The sequence below is a fragment of the Algoriphagus formosus genome, assembly GCF_002807035.1.
GTDB lineage: Bacteria > Bacteroidota > Bacteroidia > Cytophagales > Cyclobacteriaceae > Algoriphagus > Algoriphagus formosus.
The window spans coordinates 314,417-333,556 of sequence record NZ_NIUC01000003.1; the positions used below are offsets into that span (position 1 = coordinate 314,417).

At 41.6% G+C, this 19,140-nt stretch carries 13 protein-coding genes; 8 read left to right on the forward strand and 5 right to left on the reverse strand.

The features are described 5' to 3' along the window. Positions 1-1,431, reverse strand: a complete 1,431-nt coding sequence (locus CDH51_RS16825; RefSeq protein ID WP_100629705.1) for a sulfatase — start codon at positions 1,429-1,431, stop codon at positions 1-3. A 217-nt stretch (positions 1,432-1,648) separates the two neighbouring features. Between CDH51_RS16825 and CDH51_RS16830 the strand changes: the two genes are divergently transcribed. The 3 genes from CDH51_RS16830 to CDH51_RS16840 all read left to right on the forward strand — a co-directional run bounded on the left by CDH51_RS16830 (position 1,649) and on the right by CDH51_RS16840 (position 7,748). Further along, positions 1,649-4,075: a TonB-dependent receptor gene (locus CDH51_RS16830; RefSeq protein ID WP_100629706.1), complete on the forward strand. Its 2,427-nt coding sequence runs from the start codon at positions 1,649-1,651 to the stop codon at positions 4,073-4,075. Between the two features lie 263 nt (positions 4,076-4,338). Further along, complete coding sequence (locus CDH51_RS16835) at positions 4,339-6,030, forward strand: sulfatase family protein (RefSeq protein ID WP_100629707.1); 1,692 nt, start codon at positions 4,339-4,341, stop codon at positions 6,028-6,030. A gap of 14 nt (positions 6,031-6,044) precedes the next feature. After that, positions 6,045-7,748, forward strand: a complete 1,704-nt coding sequence (locus CDH51_RS16840; protein ID WP_100629708.1) for a sulfatase family protein — start codon at positions 6,045-6,047, stop codon at positions 7,746-7,748. A gap of 74 nt (positions 7,749-7,822) precedes the next feature. Here the strand turns inward: CDH51_RS16840 and CDH51_RS16845 are convergent, their stop codons facing one another. From CDH51_RS16845 to CDH51_RS16855, 3 genes are all read right to left on the reverse strand, one after another. Beyond that, positions 7,823-8,014, reverse strand: coding sequence for a hypothetical protein (locus CDH51_RS16845; protein WP_100629709.1), 192 nt, complete (start codon positions 8,012-8,014; stop codon positions 7,823-7,825). A gap of 120 nt (positions 8,015-8,134) precedes the next feature. Beyond that, positions 8,135-9,214: a serine hydrolase domain-containing protein gene (locus CDH51_RS16850; protein ID WP_157807147.1), complete on the reverse strand. Its 1,080-nt coding sequence runs from the start codon at positions 9,212-9,214 to the stop codon at positions 8,135-8,137. Between the two features lie 10 nt (positions 9,215-9,224). Further along, complete coding sequence (locus CDH51_RS16855) at positions 9,225-10,526, reverse strand: aminotransferase class I/II-fold pyridoxal phosphate-dependent enzyme (protein ID WP_100629711.1); 1,302 nt, start codon at positions 10,524-10,526, stop codon at positions 9,225-9,227. A 180-nt stretch (positions 10,527-10,706) separates the two neighbouring features. Here CDH51_RS16855 and CDH51_RS16860 point away from each other — a divergent pair, with 180 nt between their 5' ends. From CDH51_RS16860 to CDH51_RS16880, 5 genes are all read left to right on the forward strand, one after another. Then, positions 10,707-11,744 carry a cytochrome-c peroxidase gene (locus tag CDH51_RS16860; protein ID WP_100629712.1) on the forward strand — a complete coding sequence of 346 codons (1,038 nt, stop codon included), beginning with the start codon at positions 10,707-10,709 and terminating at the stop codon, positions 11,742-11,744. Positions 11,745-11,894: 150 nt separating this feature from the next. Beyond that, on the forward strand, positions 11,895-12,389 hold the full coding sequence (locus CDH51_RS16865; protein ID WP_100629713.1) for a cupin domain-containing protein: 495 nt from the start codon (positions 11,895-11,897) through the stop codon (positions 12,387-12,389). A 302-nt stretch (positions 12,390-12,691) separates the two neighbouring features. Next, positions 12,692-14,143 (forward strand): CotH kinase family protein, encoded by a 1,452-nt coding sequence (locus tag CDH51_RS16870; protein ID WP_100629714.1) that lies wholly within the window; start codon positions 12,692-12,694, stop codon positions 14,141-14,143. Between the two features lie 87 nt (positions 14,144-14,230). After that, a complete protein-coding gene (locus CDH51_RS16875) occupies positions 14,231-16,420 on the forward strand; it encodes a S9 family peptidase (protein ID WP_100629715.1) in 2,190 nt (729 codons plus the stop codon). A gap of 56 nt (positions 16,421-16,476) precedes the next feature. Next, complete coding sequence (locus CDH51_RS16880; RefSeq protein WP_100629716.1) at positions 16,477-18,123, forward strand: M1 family metallopeptidase; 1,647 nt, start codon at positions 16,477-16,479, stop codon at positions 18,121-18,123. 140 nt (positions 18,124-18,263) lie between these two features. Here CDH51_RS16880 and CDH51_RS16885 read toward each other — a convergent pair whose 3' ends face one another. Beyond that, on the reverse strand, positions 18,264-19,118 hold the full coding sequence (locus CDH51_RS16885) for an N-acetylmuramoyl-L-alanine amidase-like domain-containing protein (RefSeq protein ID WP_100629864.1): 855 nt from the start codon (positions 19,116-19,118) through the stop codon (positions 18,264-18,266). Positions 19,119-19,140: the final 22 nt, after the last annotated feature.

The following is a 19,140-nucleotide window of genomic DNA, read 5'->3' on the forward strand; positions in this document are numbered from 1 at the left end:
CTAATAAGTTATGAATAGATCATTTTTTCGAACTTCGGTAATTTTTTTGGCTAATATTTTCTGCATTTCCAAAACTATGGGTTGAAATGCTTCCAAATTTGCCAGATTGGCAAACTGTCCCGGGTCTTGGTGCATATCAAACAATTCCATGCCTTCCTCTCCATTTTCACCATACTGAATGTAAGCCCATCTATCACTGCGAATCAAGTAGGTATTGCCTCCTTGAGTTACCGAAAAGGCAAAATCCCGAACAGATTCTTCTTTTCCTTTGAGGATGGAAGCTAAGCTTTTCCCTTGAATCCCAGTAGGTATTTCAAATCCTGTCAAATCCAAAAGTGTTGGATATAAATCAATTAACTCGACCAGTGCCTCTGATTTTCCCGCAGTCATGCCAGGAACACGGAGCATTAGCGGAACTTTGACAGATTCTTCTTTTAGGGACACTTTCATCCAAAAGTCATGCTCTCCCAAGTGAAATCCATGGTCTGAAGTGAAAATTACGATCGTGTTGTCATCCAAACCTTCCTCCTTCAATGTTGCCAAGATTTTTCCCACTTGGGCATCCATAAAGCTGACTGAGGCGTAGTAGGCAGCAATCGCCTTTTGTTTTTGCGAATAACTCATCTCAGAGTTTTGGGTAGTCACATAGTTGATTCCTTTTTCTGGGATGTCCTCCCAATCTCCTTCAACTACCGGAGGAGGAACAATTTGCTGCCAGGGATAATGAGCAAAATATTCCTTTGGAGCCACAAAGGGAACATGTGGCCTGACCAGGCCTACAGCTAGGAAGAAAGGCTCGTTTTTATGTTCTCGAATTAACTCAATTGCTTTTTGAGCGGTTTTTCCATCTGATTGGACCTGATCGCCTCCTTCTGAATGAACGATGGTCATGACATTGCCACCCTTTCTTCCGATGCTTCCATCGGGGTTATTTTGAACCAATTCGGCAAACCCCTCAGACTTCCATTCTGGACCTTGGGAATTGAATTTCTCAGTCCAGGATGCCGGATCATCCTGCCCGTCAGATCCGGTCTCAATATCAATGGGAACTCCCATATGGAAGATCTTACTCACACGTGCGGAGTAATAGCCTCTGTTCTTGAAAAACTGTGCTAGGGATTCCTTTTCATCACCTACATTTTCTCTTCCGCTCACATATCCATAAGTCTGAGTGGCAGTTGGATAATAACCAAACATCAAAGAAGCCCGGGAAGGACCACAGACAGGATATTGAGAATAAGCACGCTCAAAAAGAAAACTTTCCTGGGCCAATTGATCCAGCACTGGTGTTTTCACCATCTCGTTTCCATAGGACCCCAATGCAGTGGTTGTAAGGTCATCAGCAATTATCAGTAAAACATTACTTGGTTTTTTTTGGGCTGATGAAAATAAAGGAATGAGAAATAATAGTGTCAGAACCAGGCTCTTCATAGGCTTTAAAATATCATTTTAATATACATCATTTTTAAAAGCTCCTTGTCTAGAAAGGGGGATAGGATATCCGAAGAAATGTATTGAATTCATTTTCTGAGTGTTATATAATAGGCGTTAATTTTATTTGGATTTTTTCCAAATAAGTATTGCTCAATAAAATCAGCTAGCGTAAGTTTGCGGCTCTATTTTAAATCAATCCAAATAAAATTAGTAAATGAAATTTGTATACGGGTTCTTAATATTTGCAATATTATTCTCAGTAGAAGGTCTTGCGCAGAAGAATATTTTGAAAGGTGAGGTTTCTGACGAAAATGGAATTCCTATTGAGGGTGCTTCTATCTATCTAAAGGGTACAGTACGGGGAGTTCAGTCAGATTTGAAAGGAATGTATGAATTGAAGGATTTTCCTCAAGGAACCTATCAATTATTAGTCAGCTTAATAGGTTTTCAAAATTGGTCTCAGGAGTTTTCGATAGAAGCGGGAGAGGTCAAAGAACTCGATATCCTTTTAAAGCAGGATGATTTATTACTTTCTGAATTCAGTGTTTCAGCAAGTCGTGGAATTTTAGGCCAGGGTAGATTACCTGAAGTTTCTGATTTCAGAATCAATGCCGGTAAAAAAAATGAAGTGATTCGAATCGCTGAAATTGATGCTAATCTGGCGATGAATAATAGTCGGCAGGTCTTTGGGAGAACACCAGGAATCTCTATTTGGGAAAATGATGGATCGGGGATCCAACTAGGAGTTGCTTCTAGAGGATTAAGCCCTAATCGTTCATGGGAATTCAATGTACGAATGAATGGCTATGATATTACTCCTGATCCGATGGGATATCCAGAAGCGTATTTTACTCCTCCATTGGAAGTTGTAGAGCAGATTGAGATTGTCAGAGGTGCCTCTTCTTTGCAATATGGTCCCCAATTTGGAGGTCTCATGAATTTTGTGCTCAGAAAACCAGATAAGTCTACTCGTTTTACAGCCGAATCAATTAATACCGTGGGAAGCAATGGGCTATTTAGCACCTTCAATTACATCGGAGGAACTGAAGGGAAATGGAATTACACGGCCTATTATCAAAAAAGGAGAGGGGATGGATGGAGAGAAAATGGTTTTTTCAATACTGACCATGCTCATTTGGAAATCAACTATGCGGCCAGTAATCGACTAAAATTAGGTTATGAAATGACCTACATGACCACCGAGACTCAGCAGCCAGGTGGTCTGACTGATGCTCAGTTTGAAGATGATTCCCAACAAAGCACACGCAGTCGAAATTGGTTTAATACTCCTTGGTTTATTCCTTCAATTTCCGCAGAATACCTATTTTCTCAAAACACAAAGGTGAGTTGGAAAGTGTTCGGCACCTTTGCAGAGAGGAATAGTGTGGGTTTCATGCGTCCAATTAATCAGGAAGATGATTTAGGTAATCGTCAAGTTGATCGGGACTTTTACACCACTTATGGTTCAGAAATTCGTCTCAGTTCGACCTATGAATTGTTTGGTCAAGAACAGACTCTCATGACAGGAGTTCGCTATTTCAATGGAAATATTGACCGAAATCAAAGAGGGGTTGGTACAAGTGCTGCGGATATGGATTTTTCCGTGCCAAATGGAGACTACAGTAGAAAGTTGGATTACAGCAACAGTAACATTGCTGCTTTTGCAGAGAATGTGTTTCGTCTAGATGAGAAGTTTCTTTTCACAGCGGGTATACGTCTAGAAAATATCCGTTCTGAAAACCAAGGTCAATTTAATCTGGTCAACGGTGTTCCCCAATTTTTAGATCCAGTTGAGCGAACAAGGAGTTTCGTTTTACTAGGCTTGGGTGCTGAATACCATCTTGGCAAGAGTACTGAGTTTTATACCAACTTTTCTCAAGCGTATCGACCTGTATTGATTTCTGATCTTACCCCTCCTGCAACTACGGATGTGATCGATCCAAATTTGCAGGATTCAAAAGGGTATAACTTTGACCTGGGGTTAAGAGGTTCTATTTTCCCTTCTCTTAATTTCGATGTTAGTTATTTTCGCCTTAATTATGAAGATAGAATTGGGACTATCGCACAAGCTAGAGAGGATGGAAGTATCTATCAATTCCGTACAAATTTGGGAAATTCCATCAGCCAAGGCTTTGAGGGATATGTGGAGTTTGATCCTATCACAGCGATTTTTGAGAGCTCTCGATTTGGCTACCTTCATTTATTTGCATCCTTAGCATTCATTGATGCAACTTATGGAAACTTTGAGATCAAAACTGTCAATGATGGGCAAGTTGTAGAAAGGAACCTCAAAGGAAACCAGGTTGAGAATGCACCAAGAAAAATTAATCGGTACGGAGCAACTTACAGCTTGGGCAAATTTTCCATGACTTGGCAGTTGAGTGATATAGGAGAAGCATATTCTGACGCTTCAAATACCCTTGCTCCTAATGCAGCAGCTACCGTCGGATTGATCCCTTCCTATCAAGTACAAGATCTTTCAGCTTCCTGGAATATTTGGAAGCAGCATAGCCTGAAAGCTGGAGTGAATAATCTAACTGATGAACGGTATTTCACTCGCAGAGCAGGTGGATATCCAGGTCCTGGAATTATGCCTGCAGATGGAAGAACATTCTATCTCACATTCGGACTGAAGTTCTAAATGCAACAAAAATTTCTTAAAGAGCCATTCTGATTTTTCAGGGTGGCTTTTTTCATTTACAGTGAAATTCTATGAATGGGTTCAATTCATAGCTGAAGTTTTTTACTTTTATTCCAAGCCCCAGACTTATTAAGCTCCTTAAAGAAAAAAATCACACGATCCTTTTCCTGAACTCATTATGGTGTTGGATGCCTAGTATATCGGGGTTTGGTATTCCTCCTTGCAGTTAGGATGATTACCTTAGAAAAGCTAACTCAAATCATATGAAATCACCAATTGCCCTCATTGGAAGTCTTTTAATCCTGACTTTGGCTTTTTCCTGCAAGCAAGAGAGAAGCCCCGAGCGTCCCAACATCGTTTTTATCATGTCAGATGATCATGCCTATCAGGCCATTTCCGCCTACAGTGATCACTTGATTGAGACGCCCAATATTGATCGGATTGCAAAAATGGGAATGCTTTTTACCAATGCCACGGTAACCAATTCGATCTGTGCTCCGAGTAGAGCTACGATTTTGACAGGAAAGCACTCTCATATCAATGGAAAGGTGGATAATCATTTTCCTTTTGACACTACCAATGTGACTTTTCCCCAACTCTTTCAAGATGCTGGCTATCAGACAGCCATGTTTGGAAAGCTTCATTTTGGCAACAATCCAAAAGGCTTTGATCAGTTCAAAATCTTACCAGGTCAGGGGAAATATTACAATCCTGAATTTATCACAAAGAATGATGGTAGAGTTCAAGTCGAGGGCTATGTCACGGATATTATCACGGATATGACCCTAGACTGGCTACAAAATGAGCGAAAAGAGGAAGATCCCTTCTTGCTTTTTTATTTGCATAAAGCCCCACACCGGGAATGGCTACCTGCAGGCAGACATGTGGCAGAGTTTACTCAGCGAACCTTTCCTGAGCCAGCTACCCTTTTTGATGATTATTCAGGCCGTGGCCGTGCTGCCAAAGAAGCGGAGATGAATTTGCTCAAAGACATGCACTGGGCCGGCGATTCAAAAATCACACCTGAAGTGATGGATGAATTGGGCTTGGAGCCAACTTCTGGTTGGGATAAGGCAGCCTTTGAAGGTGAGGTAGGGCGAATGAATGCGGAGCAACGAGCCGTTTGGGATGAGTCTTACAATAAGGTGATTGAAGATTTCAAGAAAGCCTATCCTACCATGACGGATGAGGATAAGATGAAGTGGCGATATCAGCGCTACATGCAGGACTATTTGGGGACGATCAAGGCAGTGGATGAAAATGTAGGTCGAGTGATTGACTACCTCGAGGCAAATGGCTTGATGGAAAATACCATCATCGTTTACACCTCAGATCAGGGATTCTATTTGGGAGAGCATGGTTGGTTTGACAAGCGTTTTGTGTATGATGAAAGTTTCAAAACCCCGCTTTTGGTGGCCTGGCCTGGAAAAGTAGCTGCTGGGTCAAAATCGGATGAGATGGTTCAAAACTTAGATTTTGCGCAGACATTTTTGGCAGCAGCAGGAATCGAAGCTCCATCGGATATGCAAGGTGAAAGCCTTTTACCGCTCTTGACAGGAGAAGGGGAGTGGACTCGGGATGCTGTGTATTATCATTATTACGAATATCCTTCCGTGCACATGGTAAAGCGTCATTATGCCATTGTGACCAAGGAGTATAAGTTGACTCATTATTATTTCGATACCGATGAGTGGGAATTGATCGACCGGATTAATGATCCCATGGAGTTGAAAAATGTCTATGATGATCCTGAATATGCTGAGATCAGAGAAGAGCTGCATCAGAAATTGGATAGCTTGCGCGAAAAGTATGGAGACAACTCTCAGATTTCTCAACGCTACCTGCAAGAATACCTAGATTACCTTCAAAAAAACAATTCCTACGCAGGAGGGAAAAACACGGATCTCTTGGATAAAATATTCAAGGATAGAAAGCTCAGCACTGAGAAGGAATAAGCATTTGATAAAACATGAGACTCATAAAAAAATTGCGAGTTGCCTTTGGCGTTTTATTGGGAATAGGACTTTTATCAGCTTGTAAAACAGAGGAGCAAAGCTCTGCTCTAGATCGTCCCAATATCATTTTTATCATGTCCGATGATCATGCCTATCAGGCGATTTCGGCCTATAGTGATCATTTGATTGAGACGCCAAACATTGACCGCATCGCAGAAATGGGGATGCTTTTTACCCAAGCTTCTGTGACCAATTCGATATGTGCTCCGAGTCGAGCTACGATTTTGACTGGAAAGCATTCTCATCTCAATGGAAAAATTGACAATCACTTTCCTTTTGATACCACCAATGTGACTTTTCCGCAACTCTTTCAGGATGCTGGTTATCAGACAGCTATGTTTGGAAAGCTTCATTTTGGAAATAATCCCAAAGGCTTTGATCAATTTAAAATCTTACCGGGTCAGGGATCTTATTACAATCCTGATTTCATTACCAAAAATGAGGGGAGAATTCAGGTGGAAGGCTATGTGACCGACATAGTCACAGATATGACTTTGGATTGGTTGGAAAAAGAAAGAAATCCTGAAGATCCCTTTCTTCTCATGTATCTGCACAAGTCACCTCACCGGCCTTGGCTGATGGCAGAGCGTCATATGGAAGAATTCACGAAAAGGACCTTTCCCGAGCCGGCTACGCTATTTGACCATTACTCTGGACGTACATCACCCGCTGCTGAGGCTGAAATGAATATCTTGGATCACATGGGTTGGTCAGGTGACAATAAACTCAAGCCGGAGGTACTTAAGCAACTGGGAATTGCAGATGTCGGAGGTTATGATACCATCAGATTTATCAATCAAATCAAACGATTCACTCCATCCCAGGCTGAGAACTTCAAAAAGTATTATGACCCTATCAGTGCCGATTTTATCGAGAAATATCCAAAAATGACTGATGAAGAGCTGATGCGATGGAAATATCAGCGCTACATGCAGGATTACCTTGGGACCATTAAAGCAGTAGATGAAAATGTAGGAAGGCTTTTGGATTATTTGGAAGCAAATGATTTGATGGAGAATACCATCATCGTTTATACCTCTGATCAGGGCTTTTACTTGGGTGAGCACGGCTGGTATGACAAGCGCTTTGTTTACGATGAAAGCTTCAAAACCCCACTTTTGGTGGCTTGGCCAGGCAAAGTGAAACCTGGGACAAAATCAGATGCTTTGGTACAAAACCTGGATTTTGCACAGACATTTTTGGAGGCTGCGGGAATACCCGCATCAGATGAAATGCAAGGTGAAAGCATGATACCTTTGCTTACCGGAAATGAAGATCAATGGACCCGGGATGCCGTCTACTACCATTATTACGAATATCCGGCAGAGCATATGGTCAATCGCCATTACGCCATTGTGACACAGGATTACAAGCTGATTCACTATTACTTTGTAGAAGATGAGTGGGAGTTGATTGATCGGAAAAACGATCCCATGGAATTGAAGAATGTGTACAACGATCCTGCTTATGCAGAGATCAAGGCTGATTTGCATCAAAGATTGGATGCCCTTCGGGAAAAATACAAGGACTCGAATCAATTAAGCCAAGGCTATATCAATCAGCTTTTGGAAGATGCTGAGGCTGGGAAAGTTTGGGGAATAAATAAGGAGCGAGCCGAAGCCATTAAACAGAGAAGAAAAGAGATCGAATCCCGATAATGTTGACCATTGGTTCTGAAGCGTTAAAAGGATGATCAATCTGGATCCGCAACAAGACAAGGATCAAGGCTTTTTTATTTCATCCCGATCATCCTGAAAGGAAGCTGAAAGATATTCCTCACCAAATCAAAGGAAATATCCACAGCCAATCCCAATAGTCGGAAGGGGAGGAGAAGTAACCACACGATGGGGTACAATATCAAGGCAATGATTGCTATTGGCCAGCAAATCACAAAAAGGATCAACCAAAGGAGAAAGTTTAGCATGATAAATAATCAACAAGCGAAATGCCAAATAAGTAATCGCTTATTTATGAGTTGATTATAAAATTAAACCGGCTTGAATTGTTCTGTTTTCGGACAGTCAATTGACCGCTTAGTACATATTTAATTTGTAATTTCTTCCAGTAGTTTTTCAAAAACAGGTGCCACAGCTCCGCCTCTCCATACACTGGAATAATTCGCAGCCATAAATAGATTTTTCTCAGGAATAAAAAGTACCAGAGTACCCCAAAATCCGGTATGGGTATAGGCTTTCATTCCATTGATTTCTACCTGATACATACCCATTTGATAATTCATACTGGCCTTTTCTGGGTAGCTGACTGGTTCCAACATGATATTCAAAGTCTCAGGGTTTTCGAAGACCTTTCCTTGAAATAGTGCCTGAAAAAAATCCACCAATTCACAGGTAGTAGAAAGAAAACCACCACCGCCGTAGTAATCTATAGACGGACTCCACCCAAAGGTGTCCATTCCCTGAAAATACTGATGAATTCTAAGCTGATCAGTCAGGGAGTCTTCTCCTTCAAAGTCTGTTCTATCCAGCCCCAATTTCTCTAAGCCCAAAAGTTCTTTGAGGCCGGCATCCAGGGATTTGTTAGTGTATTTTTCGATGACTCCTCCCAAAATCACATAACCCATATCCGAATAGCTAAACTGTTTTCCCGGAGCTCCTACAGGATCGCCCTGTTCTACTCCAAGCCTGATTTGACTTGTTCTGGTCCATTGATGATCTGGTTTTTCCAGAATGGTTTTGAAAAAGTCAGGCGCATTCGTATGATCAAAAAAACCTGCGGAATGCCTCAGTGTCTGCCGAATGGTGATTTGGTCTAGGTCGTAGTCTTCCGACAGAATTTCTGCTTGCTCTGGGGAGATATGTTTTGATATAGGGTCTTCCAAACTCAAATAACCCTTTTCCATTAACCGTAGAATCCCGGCTGCCACATAGGTTTTGGTGACGCTGGCTATGCGGAATGTCTGATCCGATCGCAATGGTGATTTTGATTCCTGATCTGCAAAACCAGCTGCTCCTGTCCAGGAAAAAACCTTATCAACGGATTGAATACAGACTGATATTCCAGGTAAGTTTTCATTGAGTTCATTTTCAAGAATAGTCTGAAAATCCTGTCCATAGGAGTTGGAAACCAATAAAAAACAAATGGATAAACTGAAATAAAATCTCATTTTTCGGGAATTAAGCATTTCTCTTCTTTTGAACGAATTTTTCCATCCTACCTAATGCAACTTCCATTTCTGAGGGGTGAATGCTTGTAATCACTGCACGATACCATCCTTTCTGAGAATGCCCAAAACCCTGTGTGGGCGTTAGCAAAATACCTGTTTGATGGTAGATTTCTAGCCAAAGCTTCTCTTCTCCAGCTTCGCTCTTTTCTTCCAAAAATTCGGAAAGATCCATCCATACGAATAGGCTCCCCCTAGAAGGATTGTATTGAATTTCAAGCTTTTTTAATCCTCTAGTAAAAGCCAGATAGGCTTCAGTAAGAAGCTTTTGAAAATCCTTGAAATAGGATGAAAGAAAGGTGTGATCATTCAGGACTTCCTGCATCACCCATTGAGTGTAGTTAGAAATAGAATGACCCAAACCGGCATTTCGATAAGCTTGGATCAAATCCATATTGTGTGAGTGAAGGAGGCCTATTCGAAATCCCGATACCCCAAAATCTTTAGAAAAGGAATACCAGAAATGTAGGAAAGGGCTTTTGAACTCTTCCATGATTTTGCCGAAGGAAACAAAAGCCGTAGGTTGCTCATACTCAGACTTGAGATCAGGATGTGTGATATCCAGTTGTGATAGTCCATAGATTTCATTGACAATCAGATGGACCTCATTATCCATGCACCACTCAGCGATTTTCCTCAGATCAGACTCGCGATAGATTCTACATGTTGGATTATCAGGACTTGTCAGAATGAGCATTCGAAAAGTACTTCTAGCCTGTTCAATCTCAGTTTTTGCCGTATCTAAAAGCTCTAAATCAAAATCATACTCGCTTTTGCTGAAATCTCCCGGTAGCTGCAAATCATATCGCTTCACACCGGGAAGTGTGCCAATATCGCCGGTGTACACCGGATAGCTTGGTGCGGGAATCACAGCTGTTTCTCCCGGTTCGGCAATCAAAAAACTAGTCATCTCTATTACCGAAGTAGCACCTCCCGAAAAGGCAATGGTTTCGGGATCAACAGGGCAGTGAAATAAAAACTTACCCAAAAATCCTGCTGTAGCTTCCCGGAAGCTCGGAGCTCCGGCAGGATCCGTGTAACTCGCGACCCATTCGGGAATGTCGTTATCACGGGTTACCTGTTGGATTCTTTCCCGTAGCTGATCCCAGCAAAGATGATTTTCTGCAATATTCATCGGAAAAGTTCCTTCTGGATTATCCTTTGGGTGATAAAGGTTTTCCATGGCTTCATAGTAGATTTCCAGATCCACTCTCATGGCTTTTTTGGAAGCTGATTTTCCGATTTGAGAAAGCATGTGTTTTAGTTGATTCTTTGCAAAAGTGAAAGTACTGGTTTTTTTTAAAATGAAAATAATCACACTTATCCGTGATAAGACTTGAATGATCAATAGATAAAATCTATTGAATTTAAATAGTGATTCAGGTCACCATTGAAGTCCTGACGGCTGCCGATTTTTGAGAAAAATTATTCAAAAATGAAACGCCTTATCCTTTTATTTTCGCTCTTGGGACTTATTTCTTCTTGTCAAAAAGAAACCCAAACTATTTATAACCAAGTATTTGAATCGGATGATCCACTTAGGCCTGAGTTGATGAAAAAAGCCCAGGAAACTTTCCAATCCGTTACTCCTCGTGAATATCGTCCGAACCCTTATGAAAAGGTTGAACTCGGAAAAATGCTCTATTTCGATACACGCCTCTCAAAAAATGGAAATATCAGCTGTAATTCCTGCCACAATCTTGATACCTACGGGGTAGATAATTTAGCGACCTCGCCGGGTGATACCCATGAATTAGGAGGAAGAAATTCACCGACCACCTTGTATGCCTATATGCATAAGCAGCAGTTTTGGGATGGAAGAGCCAAAGATGTGGAGGAACAGGCAGGAATGCCTATCCTGAATCCTGTGGAGCATAATATTCCTTCAGAAGAGTTTCTTGTTGAGCGGCTAAAAACTATTCCGGAATACGTTGAAAAATTTGCGCAGGTCTATGGGGAGCAAACTCATGAGACTTTGACTTTTGATCATATTGGAGATGCCATCGGAGCTTTTGAGAGAAGATTAAATCCACGAAGCAGATTTGACGATTATTTAGATGGTGATGATTCCAAGCTTTCCGCACTAGAAAAAGAAGGGTTGACCATTTTTATGGAAGAAGGATGTACGACTTGCCATAGTGGGGTGGCCTTAGGTGGAGGTATGATTCAAAAGTTTGGAATCTATGAGGATTACTGGACCTTGACAGGAAGTGAGAAAATAGATAACGGACTCTATGATATCACCAAACGTGAATCTGATCGGTACTTTTTTAAGTCTCCTAGCCTTCGAAATATCGAAAAAACCTATCCTTATTTCCATGATGGAAGTGTGGATAGTTTGGGAAATGCCGTGCAAATAATGGCTCAGACACAATTGGGAAAGAAACTTGATGATGCTAAAGTCGACAAGATTGTAGCTTTCCTCAAATCTTTGACGGCCGCTCCTGACCCTAAGGTCATCGCGATCAAGTGATTAGTTTTGGTTTAATTTGCGCATGAAAAGCCCTTAGGTTCTGCCTTTGGGCTTTCTTCTTTAGAATTGCATCTATTTCCTATGAAAAAATGGCCTTTTTTTAATTTCCATCTTTATTTTTGGACTTCGAGTATTTGAAAGAATTATTTTATGCAGTCACAAGAAGCTATTTTTTCCCAAGCCAAATCTCAACTTTCTGATTTAGGATTTACTGTTGTCAAAGAGGACTCAGAAAGGCCCTGGGGTGGATTTTTGGTGATTGATGAAAGTCAAGCGAAGGAATTTGCAAGCCATTTTTTTCCGGAAGAAGATTTTGACTCTATTAATATTTCTGGCAAACTCAGTCCAAAGATTTTGCTGGTAGCTCCCGGAAAAAGATTGAGTTGGCAGTATCATTTTCGACGCGCTGAAATCTGGAGATGTATAGAGGGGAAAGTTGCCGTGGCTACAAGTTTGACTGATGAGGAGGGTGATACAAATACCTTAGCTAAAGGTGATAAAATCAAATTGCACCAGGGCGAGCGTCATCGATTGATCGGCTTGGATGATTGGGGAGTAGTAGCTGAGATCTGGCAGCATACCGACTCAAATCACCCTTCTGACGAGGCCGATATTGTCAGATTGCAGGATGATTTTGGTCGTTGAGATTTAGATCTGGCTTTTCCAGAATTGTACTATTATCACTTTTTTAAATAAAAAACTACCCAAAAATGCTCATTCTGAACTCTCTTGAATGTATGCGAAGACACTTTTTCCTCTGATTAGGGAAGATGCTTATGATTATCAAATTTCATCTTTAGGAAAGTTTACTCTTTTTGGGTGATCATAAGATCAATCATTCAGGGTTTGAATCGAAATAAGGCAGCCGAGTAGAAAAAGAAGAGTTCTTTTTAATTAATTTACCTGCCGACATTTTAGTCGGGCTGTCCTAATATCAATCGTTACAAATGCTGAGAATTAAATTAAGCACCATATTATTCCTCCTTTTTCTTTCTTTCATCTCCTGCAAAGAGCCAACTGAGGTTCTTTTACCCAAATCCGATGATGGACAAGTGTTCGCCATCGATATGGGAGATTCTGAAATCCCATACTTGGTAATCACTACAGATGGCGAAATTCCCTATGAGCCTGGAGTTCCTGCAAGGATGAAAATTTATCAACAAAAGAAACTCATTCAAGAGCAACGCATTGATATCGAATATCGAGGCAAAACTTCTTTTCGATTGTCAGATAAAAAGTCCTTCAACTTTGAAACCATAGATGAAAGTGGTGAAGATGTAGATGTTTCTTTTTTTGGATTGCCCGAGGAAGAGGATTGGCGATTGATAGGACATGTGGTCAACCTCCAAGAAAAGTATGCATGGGATAGATCCTTGATTTTTAACCATGTAGCATATCGCCTTTCTTTAGAAATCGGAAAGTATGCCAGTAGGGGTTTGTTTGTTGAAGTAGAAGTCAACGGAGAATATTTGGGTGTTTATTATTTCTGCGAAAAGCTGAAAAGAGATTCAGAACGAATCGATATTAAATCCTTGAAACCCTCATCTGAAAATATTTCAGGAGGATATATTCTCAAAATAGACAAATCGGATGCTGGCCCCGAACATGACGGTAAGCCCTTATCCTATTTCATGGGAAATTGGGAAGATGATGCCCGCTACACCGAATTCAATTCTTTTCGAAGTGATTTCGGAATTTCCGGTCAGCTCTTGGACTTTTCTCCTTTTGGAGCGCCCTACCATCCTATGCTATTTCAAGAGACTTATTTTAACTATGAGTACCCAAAAGCGGAGGACCTTACTGCCGACCAAAAGACCTTTATTCAAAATTATATCAACCAATTCGAACATTCACTTCTAGAGGAACCAATTCCCGGTCAGGCTCCTAATTATCTGGAATACATAGAGTTAAATTCATTTTTGGATTATTTTATTATCAATGAACTATGCAGGAATGTCGATGCATATCGGATTAGTACCTTCCTCACCAAAGATCGGGATGGAAAATTGGCTATGGGCCCCGTTTGGGATTTCAATATTGGGTTTGATGAAGGTGAAAGGATTCCTGCTAATGATTGGGTGATTAATTACAATAATTATGTAGGTGAAGATCCTTGGATGGTTCCTTTTTGGTGGTCTAAATTGCTTGAGGATGAAACTTTCAAACAAGAACTAAAAGAACGATGGGCTTTCTTCAGAAAGGGACCGTTAAGTGAATCCAATATTCAGGGGATCGTAGATTCCAGTGTAAATCAATTGATCCAAAATGGTGCTATTGAACGGAATTATGAGAAATGGGATCAGGGAATTGGGGTCAATTACGAGGAGTCAATCTCAAATTTGAAATCATTTTTGACAGACCGTATCAGCTGGATGGATTCAGAGATCGGCAGTATGTGAGAGTTAGGACCTAGCAAATTTCATTGAACAGGATTCTATAATTTGCTAGAATCTTGAGAGAATTGATTTTTAGGCTTATTTTCCCCTATGAAAAAATCAATCCTCCTCCGACTAGGGATCCTTTTCCTTAATCTGTGCTTTCTTATCAACCTATCCAAAGCCCAAACTAAGCAATGGTCTTTGGATGGGAATACTTACTTCGTTGCTGAAAACAACAGTATTTTAAAGTATAGTTTACCAGAAAATACTCCAGAAACTTTTATTCCATCTTCTTGGCTTCAAACGCCGGAAGGAAGGCCTTTGGCGATTCGGGACTTCTCTTTTTCCCAAGATCGAGATAAGGTTTTGATCTACACCAATACCAAGCGAGTTTGGCGATTGGATACCCAAGGTGACTATTGGGTTTTGGACTTGAATAGCAAAAAGCTTCAGCAAATCGGGAAGGGTTTGCCGGAGTCCTCGCTTCGCTTTGCTAAGATTTCTCCGGATGGCCAAAAGGCCGCCTATGTCAGTGAGTACAATCTCTATGTAGAGGATTTAAACAGTGGGGAAATTACCGCTTTGACTACCGATGGAAACCGCAAGCTGATCAATGGCACTTTTGACTGGGCCTATGAAGAGGAGTTTGCCTGTAGAGATGGATTTCAATGGAGCCCGGATAGCAAGAAGATAGCTTATTGGCAGCTGGACGCCAATCAGATTCGGGATTTTTATATGATCAATAATACCGATTCGGTTTATTCTCAAATCATTCCCGTGGAATACCCCAAAGTAGGGGAGTCTCCATCTCCTGCAAAAATTGGTGTGGTTGATCTTTCCAGTCAAAAAACTACTTGGTTGAATATTCCGGGGGACCCGGCACAGCATTATTTGCCGAGGATGGAGTGGAACAACCCTGACTTATTGCTCGTGCAGCAATTGAATCGCAAGCAAAATCATTCGAAGGTTTATGCAGTGAATGTACCTCAAAATCAAGCGGAGGTAATCCATGAAGAAATGGATGAAGCTTGGATCGATGTGATGTCTACTTGGGACAATGTATATGCCTTGACCTATCGACATCGATTTCCTTGGGTAAGCGAAGGAAAGGAGTTTGTCTGGCTCTCAGAAAAAGACGGCTGGCGACATGTCTATCGAATTGGATTGGATGGAAAAGAGCAGCTTGTCACTCGCGGAGAATATGATGTGATAAATCTCCTGCATGTGGACGAGGCCGAAGGCTGGGTTTATTTCCACGCTTCCCCTGATAATGCCACCCAAAAGTATCTTTACCGAACGCGTTGGGATGGTAGTGGAGAAGCTGAAAAGCTTACTCCTCCAGTTTGGGAGGGGACCCACGATTATCAGATTTCACCCTCGGGTAAGTTTGCCCTCTATCGTGGTCAAAATCACTACACGCGATCTGTCACCGATTGGATTTCACTTCCTGATCATGATTTCCTATCGATGGGGGAACAGATGGGAGTCTCAGTAAAAAAGCCTGATGATACGGGTATGGAGTTTTTTACCGTGACTTTGGATGATGGAACCGAAATGGACGGTTGGATGGTCAAGCCAACCAATTTTGATCCCACGAAAAAATATCCGGTCGTATTTTATGTCTATACAGAGCCTTGGGGAGCGAATGTCAAAGATACCTATGGGGTAGGTAGAAATCGCCTTTATGATGGAGATATGGCCGAGGATGGCTATATCTATATTTCCCTGGACAATCGCGGAACACCTGCTCCGAAAGGTCGGGCATGGCGGAAAAGTATCTATCGAAAGATCGGGCGATTGAATATTTCAGATCAAGCTGAAGCTGCCAAACAGATTTTGGAATGGGACTATGTAGATCCCGAGCGTATAGCCGTCTGGGGATGGTCCGGTGGAGGTTCAGCAACTCTAAACTTACTTTTCCAATACCCTGAAATCTACAAAACCGGTATTTCCATTGCCGCCGTTGCGAATCAGTTGACTTATGATAATATCTATCAGGAGCGCTACATGGGATTGCCTCAGGAAAACCTAGAGGACTTTATTGCTGGTTCACCTATCACCCATGCCAAAAACTTGGAAGGAAACCTCCTCTATATCCACGGCACTGCCGATGACAATGTGCATTATGCGAATGCGGATATGCTGGTCAACGAATTGATCAAGCATGGAAAATTATTTCAGTTTATGTCCTATCCGAATCGCTCGCATTCTATCTCTGAAGGGATGGGAACCAATGCTCACTTGCGAAAATTGTACACAGACTTCTTGAAGAAACATTGTCCTCCAGGAGGGATTTAAGCCGGGATTGAAAATTAGGAATTAGGAATTAGGAATTAGGAATTAGGAATTAGTTTATGTCTATAAGAAAAGGCTTTTTGAGATGGATCGGCTGTATGGCTTTGATCTTTGGGTTGTTTAACGCTGCTTTTGCGCAGGATGTCATTACTCGAGCAGATACTTTAAGAGGGAGTATTACTCCAGAGCGAGCATGGTGGGACCTGAATTACTATCATCTTTCGGTGGAAGTTTTTCCCAAAACACAAGCTATCCAGGGTAAAAATCTAGTACGCTATCAAGTCAAAGAACCTGCTCAAACACTTCAAATTGACTTGCAGCAGCCATTGAATATCACTGCAGTCAAGCAGGATGGGGTGGAGCTTTCCTTTAAGCGGGAAGGCGCTGCGCATTTTATTTCACTTCAGAAAAGTCAGGAAAAAGGAGCCTTCAATGAGCTAGAAATTTTCTACGAAGGAAAACCCAAGGTAGCCGTCCGTCCACCTTGGGATGGGGGGATTACCTGGCAAAAAGACTCCAATGGCAAGCATTTCATCGCCAATTCCAATCAGGGTATCGGTTCGAGTATCTGGTGGCCAACCAAAGATCATCCTGCGGATGAGGTGGATAGTATGCTGATTTCGGTGACGGTACCCAAAGACCTGATGGATGTTTCCAATGGTCGACTTCGAAAGGTGGATGAAAATGAGACCACCAAAACTTTCCATTGGTTTGTCTCCAATCCCATCAATGATTATGGAGTCAATATCAGTATCGGAGACTATGTACATTTTGGGGAAGAGTATGAAGGTGAAAAGGGCACTTTGACCATGGATTATTACGTGCTTCGAGAAAATCTAAAAAGAGCAGAGAAGCAATTTCAGGATGCCATAAAAATGATGGAGGCTTTTGAGTATTGGTTTGGTCCATATCCATTCTATGAGGATGGTTTCAAACTCATTGAGGTGCCTTACTTAGGCATGGAGCATCAAAGTGCCGTCACCTATGGCAATGGCTATCAAAATGGCTATTTGGGCCGTGATCTCAGCGGAACAGGCTGGGGATTGAAATTTGACTTTATCATTATCCATGAGGCTGGACATGAGTGGTTTGCAAATAATATCACCTATCGGGATGTGGCCGATATGTGGATTCATGAGAGTTTTACCAATTACTCTGAAAGTCTCTTTTTGGACTACCATTTTGGAAAAGAGGCAGGACAGGAATATGTGCGAGGAACCCGAATGAATATTGCTAATCAAATTCCTGTCATTGGGATCTATGGGGTGAATCGAAGGGGCTCGGGAGATATGTATTACAAGGGAGGTAATATGCTCAACACCCTTCGGGAAATCATTGAGGATGATGAAAAATGGAGAAGTATTCTTCGGGGATTAAATGAGGAGTTTTATCATCAAACCGTATCAACTCGACAAGTCGAAAACTATATTTCCCAGCAGGTAGGGGTGGATTTAAGGCCCTTTTTTGATCAGTATCTGAGAGAAACGGCTATTCCGGTCTTGGAGTATTATTTTTCAGATAATAAAACCCTCAACTACCGCTGGACTAGCTGTGTGCCTTCCTTCGATATGCCTGTGGATATTATGATTGGAGAAGAAAAAATCAGACTTCAGCCCAATACAGCTTGGCAGGAATTGCAGGTCAAAAAGGAGGCAGCCATTCAGGTGGATCCGGATTATTATGTGGGGATTTCGAAGATGAGGTGAGAGGAGTAGGGAGTAGGAAGAAGGGAGTAGGAAGTGGGAAGAAGGAAGGTGGGGAGTTAGAAGTTGGAGGAAATACGGGTGAAATACAATGGAAATATATCTTTAGCAAAATAGAACTGGGTTTTTGCCCTTCGGGTTAATTACTTAAGTCTGGCCACCATAATTCCGGATTGGCTTCTATTGCCTGCTAAATAATCATGCAGGGGCTTTTCGGAGATTTCTACTTCTTGATTAGCCGAACTCGCATGCATCAAATGAATTCGACCGTTCTGCTCCACAGCAAAACCCACGTGTACCATATCCAGATTAGAAATTGAGGTAGTGATCGCGATCAAGTCTCCAGATTGGATTTGATTTTCATGAGCACTGATTTGGTCTTTTGGGATGAAAAAATAATCCCGAAGTCTTATCGAAGCTTCTATGTTTTGCAATTGCTCCACATTTTCCCGATTGCTAAGCTGGGGATAAAACTGAGGATTTTCAGTCATAAATGTTGGCTTGTTTTCATAGGGAATTCCACCGATTTGCTCAGTGATATCTGTCAAAATTCCTTTCTCTTCATTGATTGCAATCCAATCCGAAAAGTAGTGTAATCGAGAGGGGTAGCCTTCATTTTTACCGCTTCGATACCGAACGAGTTCCAGTTCCTTTTCAAAGGTTTCAAAATCGTTCTTCCCTTCTTTGGCCATTCGTGCCAAGGTCACCACTGTTTCCAGATAGGTAGTGCAGTCCACCCCCTGCAAGTCGATGACCAATTGCTCAGGACCGGGAATTTCCAGGGTTTTCTCCACGTAGGGCGTACCCATAAAGCTTTTACCGATGTCAAAAACCAGATCATTAATTGATGAATTGGCATCAAGAGTCGGTAGCAAAGCAAGGGCTTTCTCCAGTCGAGCACGGGATTCGGGTGTACAGACGGTTTGAGCATTCCCAAAGAAGGGGAGAAGTAGAAAAATTAAGATCAGACCAGGAATCGTTTTGCTTAGCTTATTCATATCAGCGAAGATAGAAATTTTG

Bases quoted from the DNA above. Each gene is read 5' to 3' on its own strand.
- CDH51_RS16825 (WP_100629705.1), bottom strand. From the start codon at position 1,431: ATGAAGAGCCTGGTTCTGACACTATTATTTCTCATTCCTTTATTTTCA.
- CDH51_RS16830 (WP_100629706.1), top strand. From the start codon at position 1,649: ATGAAATTTGTATACGGGTTCTTAATATTTGCAATATTATTCTCAGTA.
- CDH51_RS16835 (WP_100629707.1), top strand. From the start codon at position 4,339: ATGAAATCACCAATTGCCCTCATTGGAAGTCTTTTAATCCTGACTTTG.
- CDH51_RS16840 (WP_100629708.1), top strand. From the start codon at position 6,045: ATGAGACTCATAAAAAAATTGCGAGTTGCCTTTGGCGTTTTATTGGGA.
- CDH51_RS16845 (WP_100629709.1), bottom strand. From the start codon at position 8,014: ATGCTAAACTTTCTCCTTTGGTTGATCCTTTTTGTGATTTGCTGGCCA.
- CDH51_RS16850 (WP_157807147.1), bottom strand. From the start codon at position 9,214: ATGAGATTTTATTTCAGTTTATCCATTTGTTTTTTATTGGTTTCCAAC.
- CDH51_RS16855 (WP_100629711.1), bottom strand. From the start codon at position 10,526: ATGCTTTCTCAAATCGGAAAATCAGCTTCCAAAAAAGCCATGAGAGTG.
- CDH51_RS16860 (WP_100629712.1), top strand. From the start codon at position 10,707: ATGAAACGCCTTATCCTTTTATTTTCGCTCTTGGGACTTATTTCTTCT.
- CDH51_RS16865 (WP_100629713.1), top strand. From the start codon at position 11,895: ATGCAGTCACAAGAAGCTATTTTTTCCCAAGCCAAATCTCAACTTTCT.
- CDH51_RS16870 (WP_100629714.1), top strand. From the start codon at position 12,692: ATGCTGAGAATTAAATTAAGCACCATATTATTCCTCCTTTTTCTTTCT.
- CDH51_RS16875 (WP_100629715.1), top strand. From the start codon at position 14,231: ATGAAAAAATCAATCCTCCTCCGACTAGGGATCCTTTTCCTTAATCTG.
- CDH51_RS16880 (WP_100629716.1), top strand. From the start codon at position 16,477: ATGTCTATAAGAAAAGGCTTTTTGAGATGGATCGGCTGTATGGCTTTG.
- CDH51_RS16885 (WP_100629864.1), bottom strand. From the start codon at position 19,118: ATGAATAAGCTAAGCAAAACGATTCCTGGTCTGATCTTAATTTTTCTA.